The organism is Clostridioides sp. ES-S-0190-01 (assembly GCF_020658275.1).
Taxonomy (GTDB): Bacteria; Bacillota; Clostridia; order Peptostreptococcales; family Peptostreptococcaceae; genus Clostridioides.
The window spans coordinates 390665-409472 of the sequence record NZ_JACVWA010000027.1; the positions used below are offsets into that span (position 1 = coordinate 390665).

17 protein-coding genes are annotated in these 18808 nt (G+C 28.9%); all 17 read left to right on the forward strand.

Annotated features, from left to right (window positions below):
• Positions 1-9 precede the first annotated feature (9 nt).
• The 17 genes from IC214_RS11750 to IC214_RS11825 all read left to right on the forward strand — a co-directional run bounded on the left by IC214_RS11750 (position 10) and on the right by IC214_RS11825 (position 18404).
• Complete coding sequence (locus IC214_RS11750) at positions 10-903, forward strand: bifunctional enoyl-CoA hydratase/phosphate acetyltransferase (protein ID WP_227845619.1); 894 nt, start codon at positions 10-12, stop codon at positions 901-903.
• A gap of 28 nt (positions 904-931) precedes the next feature.
• The gene (locus IC214_RS11755) at positions 932-2140 is read left to right on the forward strand and encodes a PLP-dependent aminotransferase family protein (protein ID WP_227866685.1); all 1209 of its coding nucleotides are present in this window, start codon (positions 932-934) and stop codon (positions 2138-2140) included.
• A 23-nt stretch (positions 2141-2163) separates the two neighbouring features.
• Positions 2164-3426, forward strand: a complete 1263-nt coding sequence (locus tag IC214_RS11760) for an MFS transporter (protein WP_227432612.1) — start codon at positions 2164-2166, stop codon at positions 3424-3426.
• A 641-nt stretch (positions 3427-4067) separates the two neighbouring features.
• Complete coding sequence (locus tag IC214_RS11765) at positions 4068-5531, forward strand: alanine/glycine:cation symporter family protein (protein ID WP_227432613.1); 1464 nt, start codon at positions 4068-4070, stop codon at positions 5529-5531.
• Between the two features lie 371 nt (positions 5532-5902).
• Positions 5903-7042, forward strand: coding sequence for a M20 family metallopeptidase (locus IC214_RS11770; protein ID WP_227866686.1), 1140 nt, complete (start codon positions 5903-5905; stop codon positions 7040-7042).
• A gap of 23 nt (positions 7043-7065) precedes the next feature.
• Positions 7066-8484 (forward strand): TIGR00366 family protein, encoded by a 1419-nt coding sequence (locus IC214_RS11775; RefSeq protein ID WP_227830743.1) that lies wholly within the window; start codon positions 7066-7068, stop codon positions 8482-8484.
• A gap of 247 nt (positions 8485-8731) precedes the next feature.
• On the forward strand, positions 8732-9139 hold the full coding sequence (locus IC214_RS11780) for a MerR family transcriptional regulator (RefSeq protein ID WP_227835775.1): 408 nt from the start codon (positions 8732-8734) through the stop codon (positions 9137-9139).
• 65 nt (positions 9140-9204) lie between these two features.
• Complete coding sequence (locus IC214_RS11785; protein WP_227835340.1) at positions 9205-9759, forward strand: flavin reductase family protein; 555 nt, start codon at positions 9205-9207, stop codon at positions 9757-9759.
• Between the two features lie 229 nt (positions 9760-9988).
• Positions 9989-11107, forward strand: coding sequence for a C45 family peptidase (locus tag IC214_RS11790; RefSeq protein ID WP_227866687.1), 1119 nt, complete (start codon positions 9989-9991; stop codon positions 11105-11107).
• Between the two features lie 157 nt (positions 11108-11264).
• On the forward strand, positions 11265-11900 hold the full coding sequence (locus tag IC214_RS11795) for a helix-turn-helix domain-containing protein (protein ID WP_413926661.1): 636 nt from the start codon (positions 11265-11267) through the stop codon (positions 11898-11900).
• A 3-nt stretch (positions 11901-11903) separates the two neighbouring features.
• On the forward strand, positions 11904-12134 hold the full coding sequence (locus IC214_RS21180; protein WP_413926663.1) for a GyrI-like domain-containing protein: 231 nt from the start codon (positions 11904-11906) through the stop codon (positions 12132-12134).
• 379 nt (positions 12135-12513) lie between these two features.
• Positions 12514-13059, forward strand: a complete 546-nt coding sequence (locus IC214_RS11800; RefSeq protein ID WP_227432620.1) for a PTS glucitol/sorbitol transporter subunit IIC — start codon at positions 12514-12516, stop codon at positions 13057-13059.
• Positions 13060-13071: 12 nt separating this feature from the next.
• On the forward strand, positions 13072-14085 hold the full coding sequence (locus tag IC214_RS11805) for a PTS glucitol/sorbitol transporter subunit IIB (RefSeq protein WP_227482828.1): 1014 nt from the start codon (positions 13072-13074) through the stop codon (positions 14083-14085).
• A 220-nt stretch (positions 14086-14305) separates the two neighbouring features.
• A complete protein-coding gene (locus IC214_RS11810) occupies positions 14306-16279 on the forward strand; it encodes a BglG family transcription antiterminator (RefSeq protein ID WP_227482827.1) in 1974 nt (657 codons plus the stop codon).
• A gap of 50 nt (positions 16280-16329) precedes the next feature.
• Positions 16330-16689 (forward strand): transcriptional regulator GutM, encoded by a 360-nt coding sequence (locus IC214_RS11815; RefSeq protein ID WP_227432623.1) that lies wholly within the window; start codon positions 16330-16332, stop codon positions 16687-16689.
• A 28-nt stretch (positions 16690-16717) separates the two neighbouring features.
• Positions 16718-17074 (forward strand): PTS glucitol/sorbitol transporter subunit IIA, encoded by a 357-nt coding sequence (locus IC214_RS11820; RefSeq protein ID WP_227432624.1) that lies wholly within the window; start codon positions 16718-16720, stop codon positions 17072-17074.
• 37 nt (positions 17075-17111) lie between these two features.
• On the forward strand, positions 17112-18404 hold the full coding sequence (locus IC214_RS11825; protein ID WP_227432625.1) for an NAD(P)H-dependent oxidoreductase: 1293 nt from the start codon (positions 17112-17114) through the stop codon (positions 18402-18404).
• The last annotated feature ends 404 nt before the right edge of the window (positions 18405-18808 follow it).

Genomic DNA, 18808 nt, shown 5'->3' on the forward strand with positions numbered 1-18808 from the left:
AGAAAAAATATGTTAAAAGATTTTAATAATTTATTAGAAGAAGCTAAAAAGCTTGAACCTGTTATTGTAAGTGTTGCTGTTGCAGAAGATGAAGAAGTGTTAAAAGCTGTAAAATCAGCAACAGATTTAAATCTTATAAAACCAATTCTCGTAGGCAATAAAGATAAAATAGAAAATATATCAAAAGAGATTGGACTAAAGGGATATGAAATAATAGGGTGTCAAAATCCTGATGAATCAGTTAAAAAAGCTGTAGAAGTAGTTAAAAATAAGGATGCTAAAGTTCTTATGAAGGGGTTAGTAAATACAAGTGTTTATATGAGAGCTATATTAAATAAAGAGTTTGGTCTTAGAACAGGAAGACTTTTAAGTTTACTTGCAGTATATGAATTACCTCAATACCACAAACTTCTTTATTGTACAGATAGTGGTATAAATGTATCTCCAAATTTAAATCAGAAAAAAGATATATTGATAAATTCACTTCTTACTATGAAGAGTATAGGTATGGAAAATCCTAAAACTGCGATACTTACTGCAAATGAAATGGTAGACCCCAAAATACAATCTACAGTAGATGCTAATTCACTTGTAGAGATGGTAAAATTAGGAGAAATACCAAATTGTATAGTAGAAGGTCCAATAGCCTTTGATGTTGCATTTGATGTATATGCAGCAAAGCATAAAGGTATCGAAAGTAATATTGCTGGCGATGTTGACTTACTTGTATTTCCAAATATAGAGGCAGGAAACATATTAGGAAAGTCATGGCTTAGATTCAATAAAGCTAAGTGGGCAGGGATTGTTTTGGGGGCGACAAATCCAATAATTTTAGGTTCACGCTCTGATACAGCCGAAATTAAAATAAATTCAATAGCACTAGCCTGCTTAGCATCACAATAAGAAATTATTTAAAAGGGGATGAATTATTATGAAATATGCAAAAAGAATGGATATGGTAAAGGCTTCAGCTATAAGAGACTCTCAAAAGAAGATAGCTCAAAAAGTGGCAAGTGGTGGAACTGTTATATCTTTTGCAGCAGGACTTCCTGACCCAAACTTATTTCCAATAAAAGAAATAAGTGAAGTAACTAAGCAAGTACTTGATGAAAGAGGAAAATTTGCTTTAGCTTATGGACCTACTAAAGGTGAAGATGAGTTGTTAGAAATAATAGCTAAGAGAATGAAAGAAGAAGAAAATATTGAAACAAAACCAGAAAATATTATAATAACTACTGGTTCACAACAAGGTATAGCTCTTAGTGCTATGATTTTATTAGAAAAAGGAGATATAGTAGTTACAGAAAATCCAAGTTACTTAGGTGCAATAAATGCATTTAGACCTTATGAATGTGATTTTTTAGGAGTAGATACAGATGAAGAAGGAATGGTAACAGAAGATTTAGATAAATTATTATCTGAAAATTCAAACATAAAGGTTATATATGTAATACCAACATTCCAAAATCCTACAGGAAAAACATGGTCTTTACAAAGAAGAAAAGATTTTATGGAAGTTGTAAACAAGTATGATGTCATAGTAATAGAAGATAATCCTTATGGAGAAATAAGATTTACACAAGAACCACTACCTACATTTAAATCACTTGATACTAAAGATAAAGTACTATATCTAGGGTCATTTTCAAAAGTGTTATGTCCAGGATTTAGAGTTGCTTGGATGTGTGGGAATATAGATATTATAGATAAAGCAGAACTTTTAAAGCAAGGTATCGATTTACAATCAAATCAATTTTCTCAAGTACAGGTAATAGAATACTTAAAGAAGTATAATTTAAATGAACATGTAGAAAAAATAAGAGCTGAGTATAAAAAAAGATGTTTCTTGATGTTAGAAACTATGAAAAAATATTTTCCAGAAGAAGCAAAATATACAGAACCAGATGGAGGTATGTTTATATGGGTTGAACTTCCTGAAAGTATAAATGTAGATAATTTACTAGATAAAGCTATTGATGCTGGAGTTGCCTATGTTTCTGGAGAATCATTCTTTGCAAATAATGGTCCAAAAAATACTATGAGACTTAATTATACAACAATGTCAGAAGAGCAAATAGTTGAAGGGATTAAAATGCTTGCAGAAGTTATAAAAAAAGAACTCAATTATGCTTGTGAATAAATATTAAAAGTGAGGGCTTAATTATGGGAGAAAAAGGGAACGGGATAAAGTTTGGAAAGTTAATGATTCAACTTGTTATTATAGCTATATGTTGGGAATTAGTTTATATTATACCATTTATCCAATACACATTGTATGATCCAATTTTAAAAGCATTACAGTGTTCAAATACTCAACTAGGTTTTCTACTTACAATTTATGGATTAGGTAATATATTTGGAGCTCCTATAGGAGGATGGTTAGCAGATAGATTTGATTATAGAAAGATAATTTTAGGCTCTGTATTTCTTAATGGAATAGTATCATTTTTATTTGCATTTAACATGAACTATACATTTGCTGTCATAACTTGGGTAGGTTGTGCAATTACATCATTAGTTATGAACTACCCTTCTATGGTAAAGATACTTAGAGTTATAGGAAAAGAAAATCAAGGTAAAGTTTATGGATTTAATGAAGCTATGGTTGGAGTTTCTGGAGTAGTAATGGGAGCTATATTCTTATATATTTATACATTATTTTCAACTCCTGTTTTAGGTATGAGATGGGTAATGATATCTTTAGGAATATTATCTATAGTAATGTGTCCAGTATTATGGTTTGTAATTAAAGATGTAGATATTAGTGAAGAAAAAGAAGAAGGTAAAAGTGAAAAAATGGCTGCTAGTGACTTTATGGTAGTTTTAAAATCACCAAATACTTGGTTAGTAGGTATAAGTATATTCTGTGTATATTCATTTACAGTTACAATGTCTTACTTTACACCTTATATAACATCAGTACTTGGAGGTTCAGTTGCACTATCTGGAGCATTGGCTATAATAAGACAACATGGATTAAAATTATTTGGTGCTCCATTTGGAGGGTACTGTGCAGACAAAGTAAAATCACCTACTAAAGTGCTTTTACCAATATATGTACTTGGTATAGTAGTAATAGTTTTATTCTTAGTATTGCCTTCATCAACGCCAATGACTTTATTTATAGCATTAACATTTGTAGTAGGTATATTAGGTTATATGGGAAAAGGTATATACTATGCAGTTCAAGAGGAAGTAAATGTGCCAGTTAAATATTCAGCTACTACTATAGGTATAGCAGCAGCTTTAGGCTTTTCACCAGATGTATTCCAATTTGCATTAATAGGACATTGGATAGATACTTATGGTAATAAAGGGTACACATATACATTTATATTCCAAATAGCTATTTTAGTAATAGGAATATTATCTTGTTTATATATATTAAAAGTTAAAAAGAAAAGATTAGAGAAGTTAAAAGCTTAAAAGTTTCATTTAATAAGAGAGTATTTTTTTCAGTATAATCTACTGACATAAATACTGTATAAAAAGTAATACTAAATTAAAACTTATAGTTATATTTGATGAATAAAGTGTGAAAAAATTAAAATGTTATCAAGTGTTTTTAGTATAGTTTTAGCATAAAGTTACCCCTAAAAGTATAAGATTGAGTAGCAATTATCACCTATTTGTATATTTACATAAGTTTGTTTAATATAAATTTTACATGGATTTTAGTAATAGATGATATTTGCACTCAATTTTATATCTAATGATGAATAAGAAAATTATGAAATCTAACTATATATTATCTAGCTACATATTAATAGTGTACTATTTATGTAGTAGTATTGGGCTTTTCCTTATATGTATTTCAATTTATATTGTTTGATTGTCTGTCAAGCACATATCGTTAAAAAATTTATACACTTATGTTCATGTATCAATTGATATTCTTAATTTTGGTAATAATTGTTGGAGTTTACATATTAAAAGATAGAAATAAGGTAAATAAAATAAAAAATGAGTCTATAAGATATGTTGAGTTAAATAAAGTTTATACAAAATATTAGTACATAGCTGTTTAAATTATTGTCTATAAATTAAAATGAATGGTGGTGAGTTGAGTGACCGATTTAGTTAACACCATTAATGGAATTGTTTGGTCACCTGTATTAGTTGCAATGTGCTTATGCATAGGATTGTATTTTTCATTGAAATTAAAATTTTTCCAAATAAAAGACATAAAAGAAATGTTTACCCTTTTACTTGAAGGAGATAGTTCTCAGGTTGGTATATCATCATTTCAAGGATTTGCTACATCAATGGCTGGAAGAATTGGAACTGGCAATATAGCTGGTGTGGCTGTAGCAATAGCAATGGGAGGACCAGGAGCATTAGTATGGATGTGTATAATGGCTACCTTAGGCTCGGCGACTGCATTTGTAGAATCTACTCTAGCTCAAATATACAAAGATGAACATGATGGTCAGTACAGAGGTGGTCCTCCGTATTACTTTGAAAAAGGTCTTGGATGGAAAAGATGTTCAATTTTATTTTCAGTAGTTGCAATCATAAGTTATACATTTTTCATGCCTGGGACGCAATCAAATACTCTATACTTAGCAATGAATCAAGCATTTGGATTTTCAAGAATGACAATTGCAGTTACATCTTCTATTGCATTAGGAATAATAATTTTTGGAGGAATTAAAAGAATTGGTTTATTTGCTGAAAAGGTAGTACCTATAATGGGTGGAGCATATCTTATCATGACAATAGTGATAATCATAGTAAATATAAATTTAGTTCCAGGAGCTATTATAACTATGTTTAAATCTGCATTCGGATTTGGTTCAATGTTTGGAGGAATGTTAGGTGCAGCAATATCCTGGGGAGTTAAAAGAGGTATATATTCAAATGAAGCAGGTGAAGGTTCTGGAACTTATGGTGCAGCAGCAGCAGAAGTAAGTCATCCAGCTAAACAAGGATTAGTTCAAGCTTTCTCTGTTTATGTGGATACATTATTAATATGTATGGCTACAGGTATTATGATTATAATAACAGGAAAATACAATGTTACAGGAGTTTTAACTGTATTACCAGGTGTAGAGCCAGGTCCACAATATGTGCAGAGTGCAATAAATACATTACATCCTCAACTAGGTGATATTTTTATAGCAATAGTTTTATTATTATTTACCTTCACAACATTATTAGCATTCTCATATATGATGGAGACCAATGTATCTTATTTGGTAACTAGAATTAAAGCACAAAAACATGAAAAGCATATAATAAATGTCTGTAGATTTATGCTTATAATATGTGCAGCAATGTGTTGTTTTATAGAACCACTTACAAGTTGGGCATTAGGTGATATATGTATAGGCGTTTTAACATATATAAACTTAATTGCTATCTTTACACTTCAAAGGCCAGCTATAAAAGCATATTATGATTACCTAAGACAGAAAAAATTAGGAATAAAAAGAGCTGATAGAAATTTTAATCCTGTTGAATTGGATATAAAAAATGCTGAATTTTGGGAAAATAGATGCTTAAAAGAGAACGAGCAGAAGTTAAATTGAATTAATGATTTTTATAGTATTTTATATAGACGTTTTAATTGGACTTTCAAAATAGATATTAAAGTTATGTAAACTCAATATAATAAATTATAAATTTTTAATGCATATGTTTATATTTTTACTTATTAGTTATTTGGTTTATACATGTAGAAATACATATTTATATTCAAAACTGTTATTTTAAAGGTTAGTATATATAGTAAGATTATTTATTTTAATAGATAAAATAATGGATAGAAAAATTTGTACTGTTGAATAAGTCACTAGGTTTTACTATAAGTGTAGAAATGGTTTTAATGTAATAAATATAAGTTTGTTTTATCTTATATGAATAAATATATAAATTAATTTTAATGGGAGGTAAGATTGATATGAAGGAAAAAATAATACAAGTTGCGGATTTAAAGAAAGAAAAAATTTTGGAGCTATGTCAATCTTTGTATGATGAACCAGAAATTGCCCTACAAGAGTATAAATCTGCTAAAAAAATATCAAAATTTCTAAGAGAAGAAGGTTTTGAGGTTGAGGAAAATTTGGCAGGTATGGCAACAGCTTTTAAAGCAACAAAGAAAAATAGCGATGGTCCAAGAATAGCATTTATAGCAGAATACGATGCTCTTCCAGGTAATGGTCATGCATGTGGCCATCATTTGATAGCTTCCATGGGAGTTGGAGCTGGAATAACTCTTGCAAGTATACTAGATACTTACAAAGGAGAGGTAAGTATAATTGGGACACCAGCTGAAGAAACTGGGGATGGAAAACCTTACTTGATAGAACATGGTGTATTTGATGGTTATGATGCTGCAATGATGATACACCCAAACTCAAAGACTTGTGTAACTCCAGAAATTATAGCAATAGGAGGATTAGATTTTATATTTACTGGGAAAGCATCCCACGCAGGAGCTAAGCCATATAATGGAATAAATGCTTTGGATGCAGTAGTGTTATTATATAATAATGTAAATGCATTGAGACAACAATTGGTAGATGGAACTAGAATACATGGTATCATACTAGAAGCAGGAACTGCTGCAAATGTAATACCTGACATGGGGAAAGTAAGACTAGAAATACGAGCAAAAGAGCAAGACTACTTTGACGAGGTGGTTGAAAAAGTAAAAAATTGTGCTAGAGGAGCTGCAATAGCTACTGGCTGTGAACTTGAATTTTACCATTTTGAGCCAACTTGCCAAGGCTTAAATGCAAACAAGGTTTTAACAGGTATCTTTACAAACATTATGGAGGAATTTGGTATATATGATGACGATGAGCAGGTATTATTAGGTTCGACAGACATGGGAAATCTTAGTCAAATTATGCCATGTATACATCCTTTGATAAAATTCTCTGAAAATGGTGAAGAACTACATACAAAAGAATTTTTAGAAGCAGCTATAAAGCCATATGCAAAAGATAGAGTAATTGATGGAATAAAAGTATTAGCTTTGACAGGATTACGTTTATTTGAAGAACCAGAATTACTAAAAAAAATGAAAGAAGAGTAAATTCTAACAAAGGGGATTAGGCTATGACTAATAAGAGTAAAATCAAAAAGAAAAAATTAGCATTCCCGGATGCATATGTTTTGATGATAGGTTTAATTATATTTGCAGCCATAATGACCTACATTGTTCCTTCTGGAACATATAATAGAGTTGAAGATTTAAATACTGGAAATATGATTGTGCAAGCTGGAAGTTTTACATATGGAGAACAACATCCTGTCAGTATAATGGATGTATTCAGAGCTATACCAAGCGGGCTTGGAAAAAATTCTGTAACAGTTTTTTTTGTACTTATTATTGGAGGTGCATTTGGTGTAGTAAATTCTACTGGCTCACTAGATGCCCTAATTGGTAGAGTTATCTCCAAAAGTAAAGGAAGCAAAAAAGGTGAGATTATAATTACGTGTCTAGTATTGACTTTTGGACTAGCTGGTGGAGTTGTAGGAATGTATGAAGAATGTATTGCATTCTTACCTATATTGATGACCTTATGTATTGCTTTGGGATATGATGCATTAGTTGCTTCAGGAATTTTATTGTTAGGGCTTGCATCAGGTTATGGTTCAGCTACTATTAATCCTTTTACAGTAGGATTAGCACAAGGTATTTCAGGTTTACCACTTTTTTCAGGTATGTGGTTTAGATGGATATTTTGGATTTGTACAATGATTTTACTTTCTACATATATAATTTTTTATTGTAAAAAGATAAAAAAAGACCCAAGTAAAAGTTTAGTGTCAGACATTGATTATAGTCACTGGCAAATTGATGAGTCTTCTGTCGGGGATAAGTTATCTTCTGGAAATATTAGAGTATTAGTTACATTCTTTGGAGGAATACTGGTTCTGATGATATTGATTGTAAAATTTTCTTTAGGAATGTCGGATTTATCAGCTTATTTCTTTGCTCTAGGAATTTTATGTGGAATAGTCTATGGCATGAATCCAAATAAAATTGCCTCTGGATTTGTAAAAGGGATGCAAGAGATGGTCTATCCAGCTATTTTGATAGGATTTGCATCTAGTATAGTAGTTATATTAGAACAAGGAGTAATTTTAGATTCAATAGTTCATGGATTGTCATTAGTGTTAAATTATGTTCCTAGGATTTTTAGTGGAGGAGCAATGATGATTATGCAATCTGTAATCAATTTCTTTATACCTTCAGGTACAGGTCAAGCTATGGTAACTATGCCACTTATGGCTCCACTTGCAGATGTTATTGGAATACCTAGGCAAGTTGCAGTTTTAGCTTACCAAATGGGTGATGGATTTGCAAATGGAATAGTACCAACGCTAGGCGTTCTTATGGCTGGAATATCTATTGCTCATATCCCTTATACAAGATGGTTTAAATTTGCATCAAAGATAATACTTATGGAATTAGCTTTAGGATTTATATTTTTGATGATTGCAGTACAGATTAATTTAGGTCCTTTTTAAAGTGTTAAAAAATACATTTATATAATTTTAAAATAAAATATATTGGGATTGAACATATTAAATTATAAAATTTATAATATAATAAATTACATTTAAGTATAGTCTCTAAAATAAAAGGTGAACTTTATATAGTTCACCTTTTTGATTTACTTTTTTAATTTATAAAAAAAGTTTTTAAAAAGACTTGACCTGAAGTTAACTTAAGGTTGTATATTAAAAAAAGATAATTATAAGGAGTGTGATGCTTATGACAATTAAAGAAGCCTCAAAACGTACTGGAATATCAGTCGATAATTTGCGTTATTATGAAAGGATTGGTTTGATTCCACCTATTCCTAAAAATAAATCTAGAATTCGTGATTATGATGAACGTGCTATTCATTGGATTGAGTTTGTGATGAAGTTTAAAAAAGCAGGTGCTTCTTTAGAAGCTATTATTGAATATGTACGACTTGCATGCTCTGATGATGATACAAAGGAAGTACGTAGAGAAATATTGGTGGAAGTAAAGGAAGATTTGACTACACAGATTAGTAAACTTCAAGAATGTTTAGATGTTGTTGAGTATAAAATTGAAAATTACTATAACCTGTGTGACCCTGTAACACAAAAAATGGTTAAGGAGTGGAAAGAAAAGCATGAATATAAAAAATAATGCTTGACCTTACGTTGAGTTAAGGGAATACAATATAAAAAATAAAATAAAAGAGGTAATTATATATGAAAAAAGATTTAGGTTCTGTAATAGGATTATATCCTACACCATTAGTAGTAGTTGGAGTAGTAATTAATGAAAGACCTAACTGGATGTTAGTAGGACATTTAGGTATTATTGGACATGACCATATTATGGTAAGTTTAGCAAAATCACATTATACGAATAAAGGAATTAAAGAAAGCAAAGTGCTTTCTGTAAATATTGTAGATGAGTATATGTTGTCAAAAGCAGATTATGTTGGTTGTGTAAGTGGAAGTAAAATTGATAAATCAAAAGTATTTGAATACGAAATAGGTGATGAAGGTGCACCACTAATAAAAGAATCAAAACTAAACATGGAATGTTATGTGGATGATATTTATGAAACAAATGGATTTGAAAATTTCATCTTAAAAATAAGTCATACATATGCAGCCGAAGAAATTTTAAATGAAGAAAGCAAAATCGATTATGATAAATTAAAACCAATTTTATTTGAAATGCCTGGATATACATATTTAAAAACAGGAAATACATTTGCTAAATGTATGACACTTAGAAAGAATGAAGGGGAATGATTATAATGCACTAGTAAAACAAGCCCAACAAGAAATACAAAAAGGTATTATGCCTAGTATTAAAAAAACATCATATGATTTAAATGATATAGAAACTTAAATAATCCTATATAAATCTGGTACTTATTAGACCTTTTAGATTTGTTAACTTATCATAGCAAAAAATATCATGAAAGGTTATAGCTCTGATGATAAAATTAAATACAAGATATATGTAGGAGGAAACAATATGGAGACTTTAAAAGTAAGAACTTTCGAATTATGTGGTACAAATTATGAAATAGGGTATGAGTTAGGAAAATCAATTGTAAATATACCAGAGTTGATAGGTGAACAAATTAATAAATCTAATGCTTTAACTAAAGAAGAAGAAAATCATATGGTGGAGTTATTTGATAAATATTGTCCAGGGCTTAATGAAGAATTACAAGGTTTTGCTGATGCTATTCATGTAAATCAGAATCAAATTTTATACTATACTATGACATATCTTAGACCAGGTTGTAGTCAAGTTGCATTAGCACCAGAATTAACTGAAAATGGTCATGTACTATTTGCACGTAATTTTGACTTTTCACACAAGATGGAGGATTTTGTATTATGCAAAACTAAGGTAGCTGGTAAATACGCACATATTGGGACTACAGTAATGCAGTTTGGTAGAACTGAGGGAATGAATGAATGTGGTTTAGGTGTGAGTCAGTCATCTTGTGGTTTACCTGTAGGTAATTCAGAGGGACTGAGAAAGCCAGCTGTTGTAGGTTTACAATTTTGGGCTGTTATTAGATATTTGTTGGAAAACTGTAAGGATGTAGAGGAAGCATTGGTATATATAGAAGACATGCCAATAGCATATAATATTAATTTATTGATTGCAGATAAGTCTGGAAATATTGCACTTGTAGAAACTTTAGATGGAAGAAAAGACATAAATAGAATAAATAAGGCAGAAAGTGAAAGGGAATCATTTTTGCATTCTACAAATCATGTCCATATTGAGGAACTTCATAAACTAGAACCACAATCAATGAGCAATTCTATTCATAGATATAAATTAATTAAAGAGTATATAGAAAGTTCTAAAAAGATTGGAGAGAAAGATTTAATTAATTTATTGACTTCAAAATATCCACAAGGTCTATCTTGTAATTATTATAATGATTTTTTTGGAACTTTAAAAAGTATAGTTATGGACCTAACTATGGGAAAATTTAATATTTTATGGGGTGGATTGGAAGACAATGGTTGGAATAGTTACTATTTAAATGATAACTTTAAGTATACAACACAACTTGTAAATATAAATATAGAGAAATCACCATCAGATTTTTTTAAATTAATTGAATAAGAAATACTCTGATTATCCTATGTAGTTATATATACAAAATAAAATGAAAGTGCTACATAATGTTGCATTGTTTATGATATTTTAGTATAGTAAACAAAATAGTGTTACTTAAAATATTATAATACTTGAGAATATTAAAGAGAATAGGGGTATAACCTTGGATTACTTAAAGTATTTTGAAAAAGCTATAATATATATTGAAAATAACTTAAAAGAAGATATAAGTGTAAATGATGTAGCAAAAGAATCTGGATATTCTTATTATCATTTAACACGTTTATTTAAATCTATGTTTGGTGAGAGTGTAGGAAGTTATATAAAAAAAAGAAGATTAGTTAATAGTTCTAAAGAACTTTTATACAGTGATAAAAAGGTACTAGATATAGCAATTGATAGTGGTTTTGAATCTTCAGAAGCATTTAGTAGAGCATTTAAATCTATATACAAGGTCAGTCCCATAGAATATAGAAAAAATAGAATAGATGTATTTGTTGGAAAGAAGAAAAAACTAGAATTAGATTTTATGAAACATTTAGTTGAAAATGTAACAATCAAACCAGTTATAAAAGAGATAGATTCAATAAAAGTAATTGGTATAAAAGAAAAAGTAACACTAGAAGATGAGTCATTACCTAGTTTGTGGGAAAAATTTAGAGAAGTATACAATATGGTGCCAAACACTTTGCCATCAAACAGAGCATTTGGAATTTGTGAAGCAACTCCACAAATACATCTACTTAGTGAAACTATGGAATTTAACGAAATAATAGGGCTTGAAGTTAGTAGCTATTAAAATATACCAAGTTTATTTGTTTCAAAAAATATTGATGGAGGAAAATACGCTGTATTCACTCATACTGGTAGCTTGGACAAGCTAGATAAAACTTATGAATATATATGGGGAACTTGGTTCTTAAGCACAAAGGAAAAAATTGATATAAGAGATGATTTCGAGATATATGATGAAAGATTTTTAGGACCTGATAATGTAGATTCACAGATTGATATTTGTATACCTATAAAATAACTGTAGATAAAACTAAAAATAAGTTGAAATAGAAAATAGATGCTCAGAAAAGAGCATCTATTTTTTTATTTATAGTAGCTATCGACAATTTCGATAATAAAATAAATAAAAACAAGTTCTTAAATTTCTAAGAAAAATTTAAAATATAGTCACAATAAAATTTGTATATTTCTGAAAATTCTAATTAGTACAACTTTTTCCTTTGCAAAGTTGAAAAAAGATGTATTAATTTATCAAAAATATTATATTAAAATGATATTAATCAAAGAAAAACATTTATAATAATAGTATATCTTACAGAAAAAGGATGCAATTTGTAGAATTAAAGCTAGTCAATAAAATTAAAAATTTAAAGAAATTATAGGGAGGTTATAATCTTATGGAAAACGTTATTACAGGTCTAAGTAAAGGTGCAGAGTGGTTTATTGGTTTATTTCAAAAGGGAGGAGAACAATTTGTAGGTCTTATATCAGGGACTCTTCCAACATTAATTGTTTTAATGGTAGCTATTAACTCATTGATTAAAATAGTTGGTGAAGAAAGAGTAAATAAATGGGCTTCTAAACTTGGAAGAAATGCTTTTACAAGATATACTTTGCTTCCATTAGTGTCAGTATTTTTCTTAGGAAATCCTATGTGTTATACATTTGGTAGATTTCTAAAAGAGGAACATAAAGCAGGATTTTATGATGCAGCTGTTTCATTTGTACATCCAATTACAGGACTTTTCCCACATGCAAATGCAGGAGAACTTTTTGTATGGCTAGGTATTTCAGCAGGTTTAACTACATTAGGTAAGGAAACAACTACATTAGCATTATGGTATTTTATAGTTGGTCTAATTGTGATTTTTATAAGAGGTGTAGTAACAGAAAAAATGTACGCATTTTTAACAAGAAAAAATAAAGCAACAAATAAGGCTTAGGAGGGGTTTAAAATGGATGCAAATAGAGTATTAAAGATAGAAAAGGGAACTTCTGGTTGGGGAGGACCTTTATACATAAAAAAAGAAGCAACTAGAAATAAAATATTGTCAATGACTGCTGGTGGTATTCATGAAGTGACATTAAAAATAAAAGAATTATTGGATTGTGAGGTTATAGATGGATTTAAAACTGGGATTCCTGATGAAGAGGTGGCAGTAGTTATTATTGATTGTGGTGGAACAGCAAGGTGTGGGGTTTATCCAAAGAAGAAAATACCTACAATTAATGTAAATCCAGTGGGAAAAACAGGGCCTTTAGCAAAATTTATAACTGAAGAATACTATGTATCAGATGTTAATATTAATTGCATAAGTATTTTAGATGGTGAAGAAACACAAAAAAAATCTCAAGAAAATAAAAATGAAAGTCAAAGTTCTATTAGAAAGCCTGATAATTATAATGAAGTAAAATCAAAAGCTCAAGAAGAATATGCGAAGAAAAACATAATACTTTCTATTGGGCAAGGAGCAGGACAAGTAGTATCAAAGTTTTATGATGCGGGTAGAGATACTATCCAAATGATAATGAATAATGTAATACCATTTATGGCATTTGTAAGTATGCTTATGGGAATTATTTTGGCATCTGGGTTAGGTGATTGGATTGCAAAGGTAATATCACCACTTGCAGGAAACATTGGTGGTTTGTTAGTTATATCAATAATTTGTACACTTCCATTTTTATCACCTATATTAGGTCCTGGAGCAGTTATAGCACAGGTAGTAGGTACTCTTGTAGGAACACAAATTGGTCTTGGTGCAATACCAGCATATTTAGCACTTCCTGCTTTATTTGCAATAAATGGGCAAGCTGGCTGTGACTTTGTCCCAGTAGGATTAAGTTTAGGAGAAGCAGAACCAGAAACCGTGGAATATGGAGTACCAGCATTATTTTACTCTCGTTTAATAACTGGGCCAATATCTGTAATTATTGCGTATGGCGTTGCAATATTTGCATTAAGATAGTATTTTATGTTGTTATGAGATTTAAACTTAATTAATAAAATTGTAAATGTAAACTTAAGCTAGTCAAAATTTTAGTTAATGAAAGACTAGCTTTTGTAGTATTAATTAAGAGTGATTATTGATTTGGATTAATACTAAATTTTCCTCTAGCAAAGTGAAATTTTATGTATTAATTTGGTTTCAAGTTTGTACTAGAATGAAATCAAGGAGGAGATGCAAAATGAATGTAACTGAGAAAATTCCTTCTATTGACCGTAAAATATTCAAGATATTGATTATGTGTAGTAAAAAAGAGTTTGTAAGTATTGATTCAATAGCAGACGAATTGAATGTTACAACCAGAAGTGTCAGAACATATATAAAGCAATTGAATAAAGATTTAGGAAGTAACATAGCAATAATAAAATATATAAAAGGTCAAGGCTATAAACTAGAGATAAAAGATAAGCAAATACTCAATAAGATTATTGATGTGAATAAAAAAAGTGTATTTTCATTAAATTCAAAGGAAGAGAGGGCAGAGTTTATACTAAATTATTTGATAGAACTAGATGGATTTATTACACTGGATAGTCTAGCAGATGAGATGTGTATAGGAAGAACTACACTAGTAAATGACTTTCAATATGTAGAAAAGGTATTAAATTCTTATAATTTGAATTTAGTAAAAAAGCAAAATACAGGAATGAAATTACATGGTAGTGAACTTGATATTAGGTTACTTATATTAAATCAGTTGTATAAAGATTCAAGAAAAGATTTAAATAATTCTAAGTACTTTAAATGTATCAAAAAAGAAGAAATTGCAAGTTTAGAAGAAGAATTATTGACTTTATTTAAAAATAATAATTTTTATGTTACAGATGAAATGCTCAGAGAAGTTTTTAATTACATAGTAGTTTTGATGTATAGAGTAAAAGAACAGAAGATAGTAAAAGAGTATGATGTAAAATTTGATTTACTTAAGTCATATGATGAGTATCTTATTGCTGGGGAAATAAAGAATATTTTATCAGAAAAATTTGAATATATTTTAAATGATGAAGAAATTATTTATTTAACTATACCATTAGTAAGTGGAAATGCACCAGCATCAGAATGTGCTTTAAATAGTAGTAGAATAAATAAAAATATTGATGATTTAATGGAAAGCATATTCAATCAGATATATGTTGATATGGGTATTTTTATAAATGAGGATGAGTTAAGGGTAGGACTTGGATATCATCTTAGTTTTACACTGAACAGGCTATTATTTAATATAAAATTAAAAAATGTATTGTTAGAAGAAATCAAACAAAACTATATACTTCCATTTAAGCTGGCACAAATAGCAGGAAAAGTAATAGAGAAAAAATATAATCTAGAAGTTTCTGAGGATGAAATTGGTTATATAGCAATTCATTTTAGTGGATACTTAGAAAGAAATAGTAGTAGATTTTATTCAATTAAGAAAATAGCAATTATATGTGGGACAGGTCTTGGAACAGCAAAACTATTAAAAATAAGAGTTGAAAAATTGATAGGAAATAATCCTAAAATTGATACTCTTTCAAGTTTTAATTTGAGAAACATTAATTTAGATGAATACGATATAGTTTTTACAACTATTGATTTAGATACATCAAATATAAATACAATAGTATTAAAAATCAATACAATATTTGATGAAAATAAATTGAGGGAACAATTAAAGACCGTATTATGTTTAAGAGAAGGCAACATAGATACTACTGATTCTCCAAATTTACTAATAAATAATTTGTTAAATGAAAATAAATTTATGATATTAAATGAAAAAACGATACTTGATTCATTAGAAAAAATGATGGACAATCTTATGGATTTGGGATGTATTGATGATAATTTTAGAAAAAATATAATCAAAAGAGAAGAAAAATCTCCTACAGTTTTTGATAAAGGTTTATTATTTCCTCATGCTGTAAATGAAAAGTCAGATAAATTTTTAATGGCAGTTGGGGTTTTAGAAGAGCCAATATTTTATGCAAATAGAAGTATAAAAATAATACTTATGACAATGTTTCCATGTGAGGATAAGGTGGATTCAGATTTATTGGTAAAGATTTATGAAGAAGTTTTAAAGATAGGACAAAATGTAAAATTAACAAATAAGATAAGTAAATGTAGAAGCTTTGTAGAATTTAAAAAAGTATTGATCGAGAATATTATATAAGTTTTGTATAGGACTAAAAAAACAAATTAATTTATGAAAGGTGTGTAAATATGAAACTACTTATAATTTTATTTGTTGTTTATGTTTTAAATACTTTGTTTGTAATGAATCAGAATAAACTATATTTCAAAGCCTTAAATAAAGCTAAAAAAATGGGCGATATAGTGTCTACAGGAAAAAAGAAAAGTTATTTTTCTAAAGGAAGTATAGCTATTATATCTTCAGATTCAGAGGGATTTATAAAGTGTGGAGAAATTTTAAAAGGTCGCACAGTGATGGCTAAGTTTAAAGAGATTGAAGATATAAAAGGATTGGACATATATAGTGCAGAGCAAAAATTTAAAGATGAAGAAAGTATTGTACAAGCTATAAAATTTATAAAAGAAAAAATAAATGTTTCTTTTAATTAATCTAATATAAATTATCAGGAGGGATATCATGAAGTATGAAGTTAAGATAAGTGGGATAGGCAGTTTAGTTGAAGAATTAATAAATGAAAGCAACTGTCTTATTATATACGATGAAACTATTAATGATGAAGATTTGAAAGATATATCTGTAATTCATTCAATATCAACATTAAAAAGTAATGTTGAAATAGGGGATACACTTACAATAGGAAATCGAGATTATTGTATAGTTTCAGTTGGTGATATTGCTCAAAATACTCTTAGAGAAATTGGTCACTGTACAATTAAATTTGATGGAGAAGATAAAGTAAATTTACCTGGAGAAATACATGTAGAAATTGGAAAACCAGATATAAAGATTGGAGATTTAATAACTATTTATTAATTTGAAAAATAAAATTATTATAACAGGAGGAATTGATATGTTAGATTTAAACAGAAAACTTGCAAAGCTAGAAGAAGAAGGTAAAAAAATAAAAGTAGCTCTTATAGGTGCTGGTCATATGGGTAATGGAATGGTAAGTCAAATGGCAAATATGAAAGGAATGGAAGCATCTATTGTTGTAGATATAAATCTAGAATTAGCTCGTAAAGCATTTACTGATGCAGGTATAGAAGAAGAAATCATAGATAATGTAACAAATGAAACAGATGCAGAATTAAAATTACAAGAAGGAAAAGTATTAACATGTAATGACTTTCTTGTGGCTTGCAAAACAAAGTCAATAGATGTAGTTATAGATGCAACAGGAGGTATTGCAATTGGTGCAGAAATAGCACTAAATGCTATTTTAAATAAAAAACATATAGTAATGTTAAACGCTGAAACTGATTGTGTTGTTGGTCCAATACTTAAAAAATTAGCAGATGACGCAGGAGTAATATTTACAGGTTCTGCAGGAGATGAACCAGGGGCAGTAATGGGTCTATTTGATTTTGCAGATGCAATGGGATTTGAAGTTAGAGTAGTAGGTAAAGGTAAAAACAATAAACTAGATTTAGACTGTAATCCTGATACTGTAAAAGAAGAAGCAGAAAGAAAAGGAGCTTCACCTCATATGATAGCTTCTTTTAAAGAAGGTACTAAAACAATGGTAGAAATGGCTTTAATGTGTAATGCAACTGGATTTGTACCTGATGTAAGAGGTGGGCATGGTATTGAAGCTACAGTTAATGAAGTACCTAAGAAATATGCATTAAAAAGCGAGGGTGGAGTATTAGATAATTATGGTGTAGTTGATTTTGTAAATGGTATAGCACCTGGTGTTTTCGTTGTAGTTGCTCATAAATTAAAAGCAGTTAATGATGAATTAAAATACTTAAGTATGGGTGATGGACCTAATTACATATTATATAGACCATATCATTTATGCAGTTTAGAAACTCCTTTATCAGCAGCAATGGCAGTTTTAGAGCATAAGGCTACAATAGTGCCTAAAGCTGGATTAGTTGCAGAAGTTATGACTATAGCTAAGAAAGACTTGAAAAAAGGTGAGTATATGGATGGATATGGTGCATATACATGCTATGGCACTATAGAAAAATATGATGTTGCAAAAGAAATGAATGCTGTACCTATTGGTTTAATCAGTAAAAAGACTAAAGTTATTAAAGATATTAAAAAGGGTGAAGTTATAACATATGATATGGTAGAGATAGAAAAAGATACTACTTTATATCATTTAAGACAATTACAAGAAAAAATATTTGGATAAAATTTATTGTATAATAATATAATATAGATGTTATTTAAAAGAGGGTTGATGGTTATTTTAAAATCAGCCCTTTTAAATTTTTTTATATTTTTTGAGAGAGTGTTTTGATAAATCTTATTTTATAGTTTGTTTACAGTTAAAAATCTTACTAGTAGGTTTAATTTAAATTAATTCTGCAATTTTATATTCATATTTAAGATAATATAATTAAAAATTTTAATATAAAATGAATTAAAATAGCCAATTATGTATTATAATATTAACTGTAATACTAATATAGTTCTATTAATTAAAGAAATATCCCCCATTAATATACAATAAATATCTTTAAGCAAAAGAACTTGGTAAAAAATATATCGTATTCAATAAAAAATCTGTTTACAGAATGGTATATATAGTTATAT

Coding starts and splice junctions, on each gene's coding strand:
- IC214_RS11810 (WP_227482827.1), top strand. CDS start 14,306: ATGAATGTAACTGAGAAAATTCCTTCTATTGACCGTAAAATATTCAAG.
- IC214_RS11760 (WP_227432612.1), top strand. CDS start 2,164: ATGGGAGAAAAAGGGAACGGGATAAAGTTTGGAAAGTTAATGATTCAA.
- IC214_RS11790 (WP_227866687.1), top strand. CDS start 9,989: ATGGAGACTTTAAAAGTAAGAACTTTCGAATTATGTGGTACAAATTAT.
- IC214_RS11815 (WP_227432623.1), top strand. CDS start 16,330: ATGAAACTACTTATAATTTTATTTGTTGTTTATGTTTTAAATACTTTG.
- IC214_RS11755 (WP_227866685.1), top strand. CDS start 932: ATGAAATATGCAAAAAGAATGGATATGGTAAAGGCTTCAGCTATAAGA.
- IC214_RS11805 (WP_227482828.1), top strand. CDS start 13,072: ATGGATGCAAATAGAGTATTAAAGATAGAAAAGGGAACTTCTGGTTGG.
- IC214_RS11750 (WP_227845619.1), top strand. CDS start 10: ATGTTAAAAGATTTTAATAATTTATTAGAAGAAGCTAAAAAGCTTGAA.
- IC214_RS11825 (WP_227432625.1), top strand. CDS start 17,112: ATGTTAGATTTAAACAGAAAACTTGCAAAGCTAGAAGAAGAAGGTAAA.
- IC214_RS11785 (WP_227835340.1), top strand. CDS start 9,205: ATGAAAAAAGATTTAGGTTCTGTAATAGGATTATATCCTACACCATTA.
- IC214_RS11770 (WP_227866686.1), top strand. CDS start 5,903: ATGAAGGAAAAAATAATACAAGTTGCGGATTTAAAGAAAGAAAAAATT.
- IC214_RS11800 (WP_227432620.1), top strand. CDS start 12,514: ATGGAAAACGTTATTACAGGTCTAAGTAAAGGTGCAGAGTGGTTTATT.
- IC214_RS11780 (WP_227835775.1), top strand. CDS start 8,732: ATGACAATTAAAGAAGCCTCAAAACGTACTGGAATATCAGTCGATAAT.
- IC214_RS11775 (WP_227830743.1), top strand. CDS start 7,066: ATGACTAATAAGAGTAAAATCAAAAAGAAAAAATTAGCATTCCCGGAT.
- IC214_RS11820 (WP_227432624.1), top strand. CDS start 16,718: ATGAAGTATGAAGTTAAGATAAGTGGGATAGGCAGTTTAGTTGAAGAA.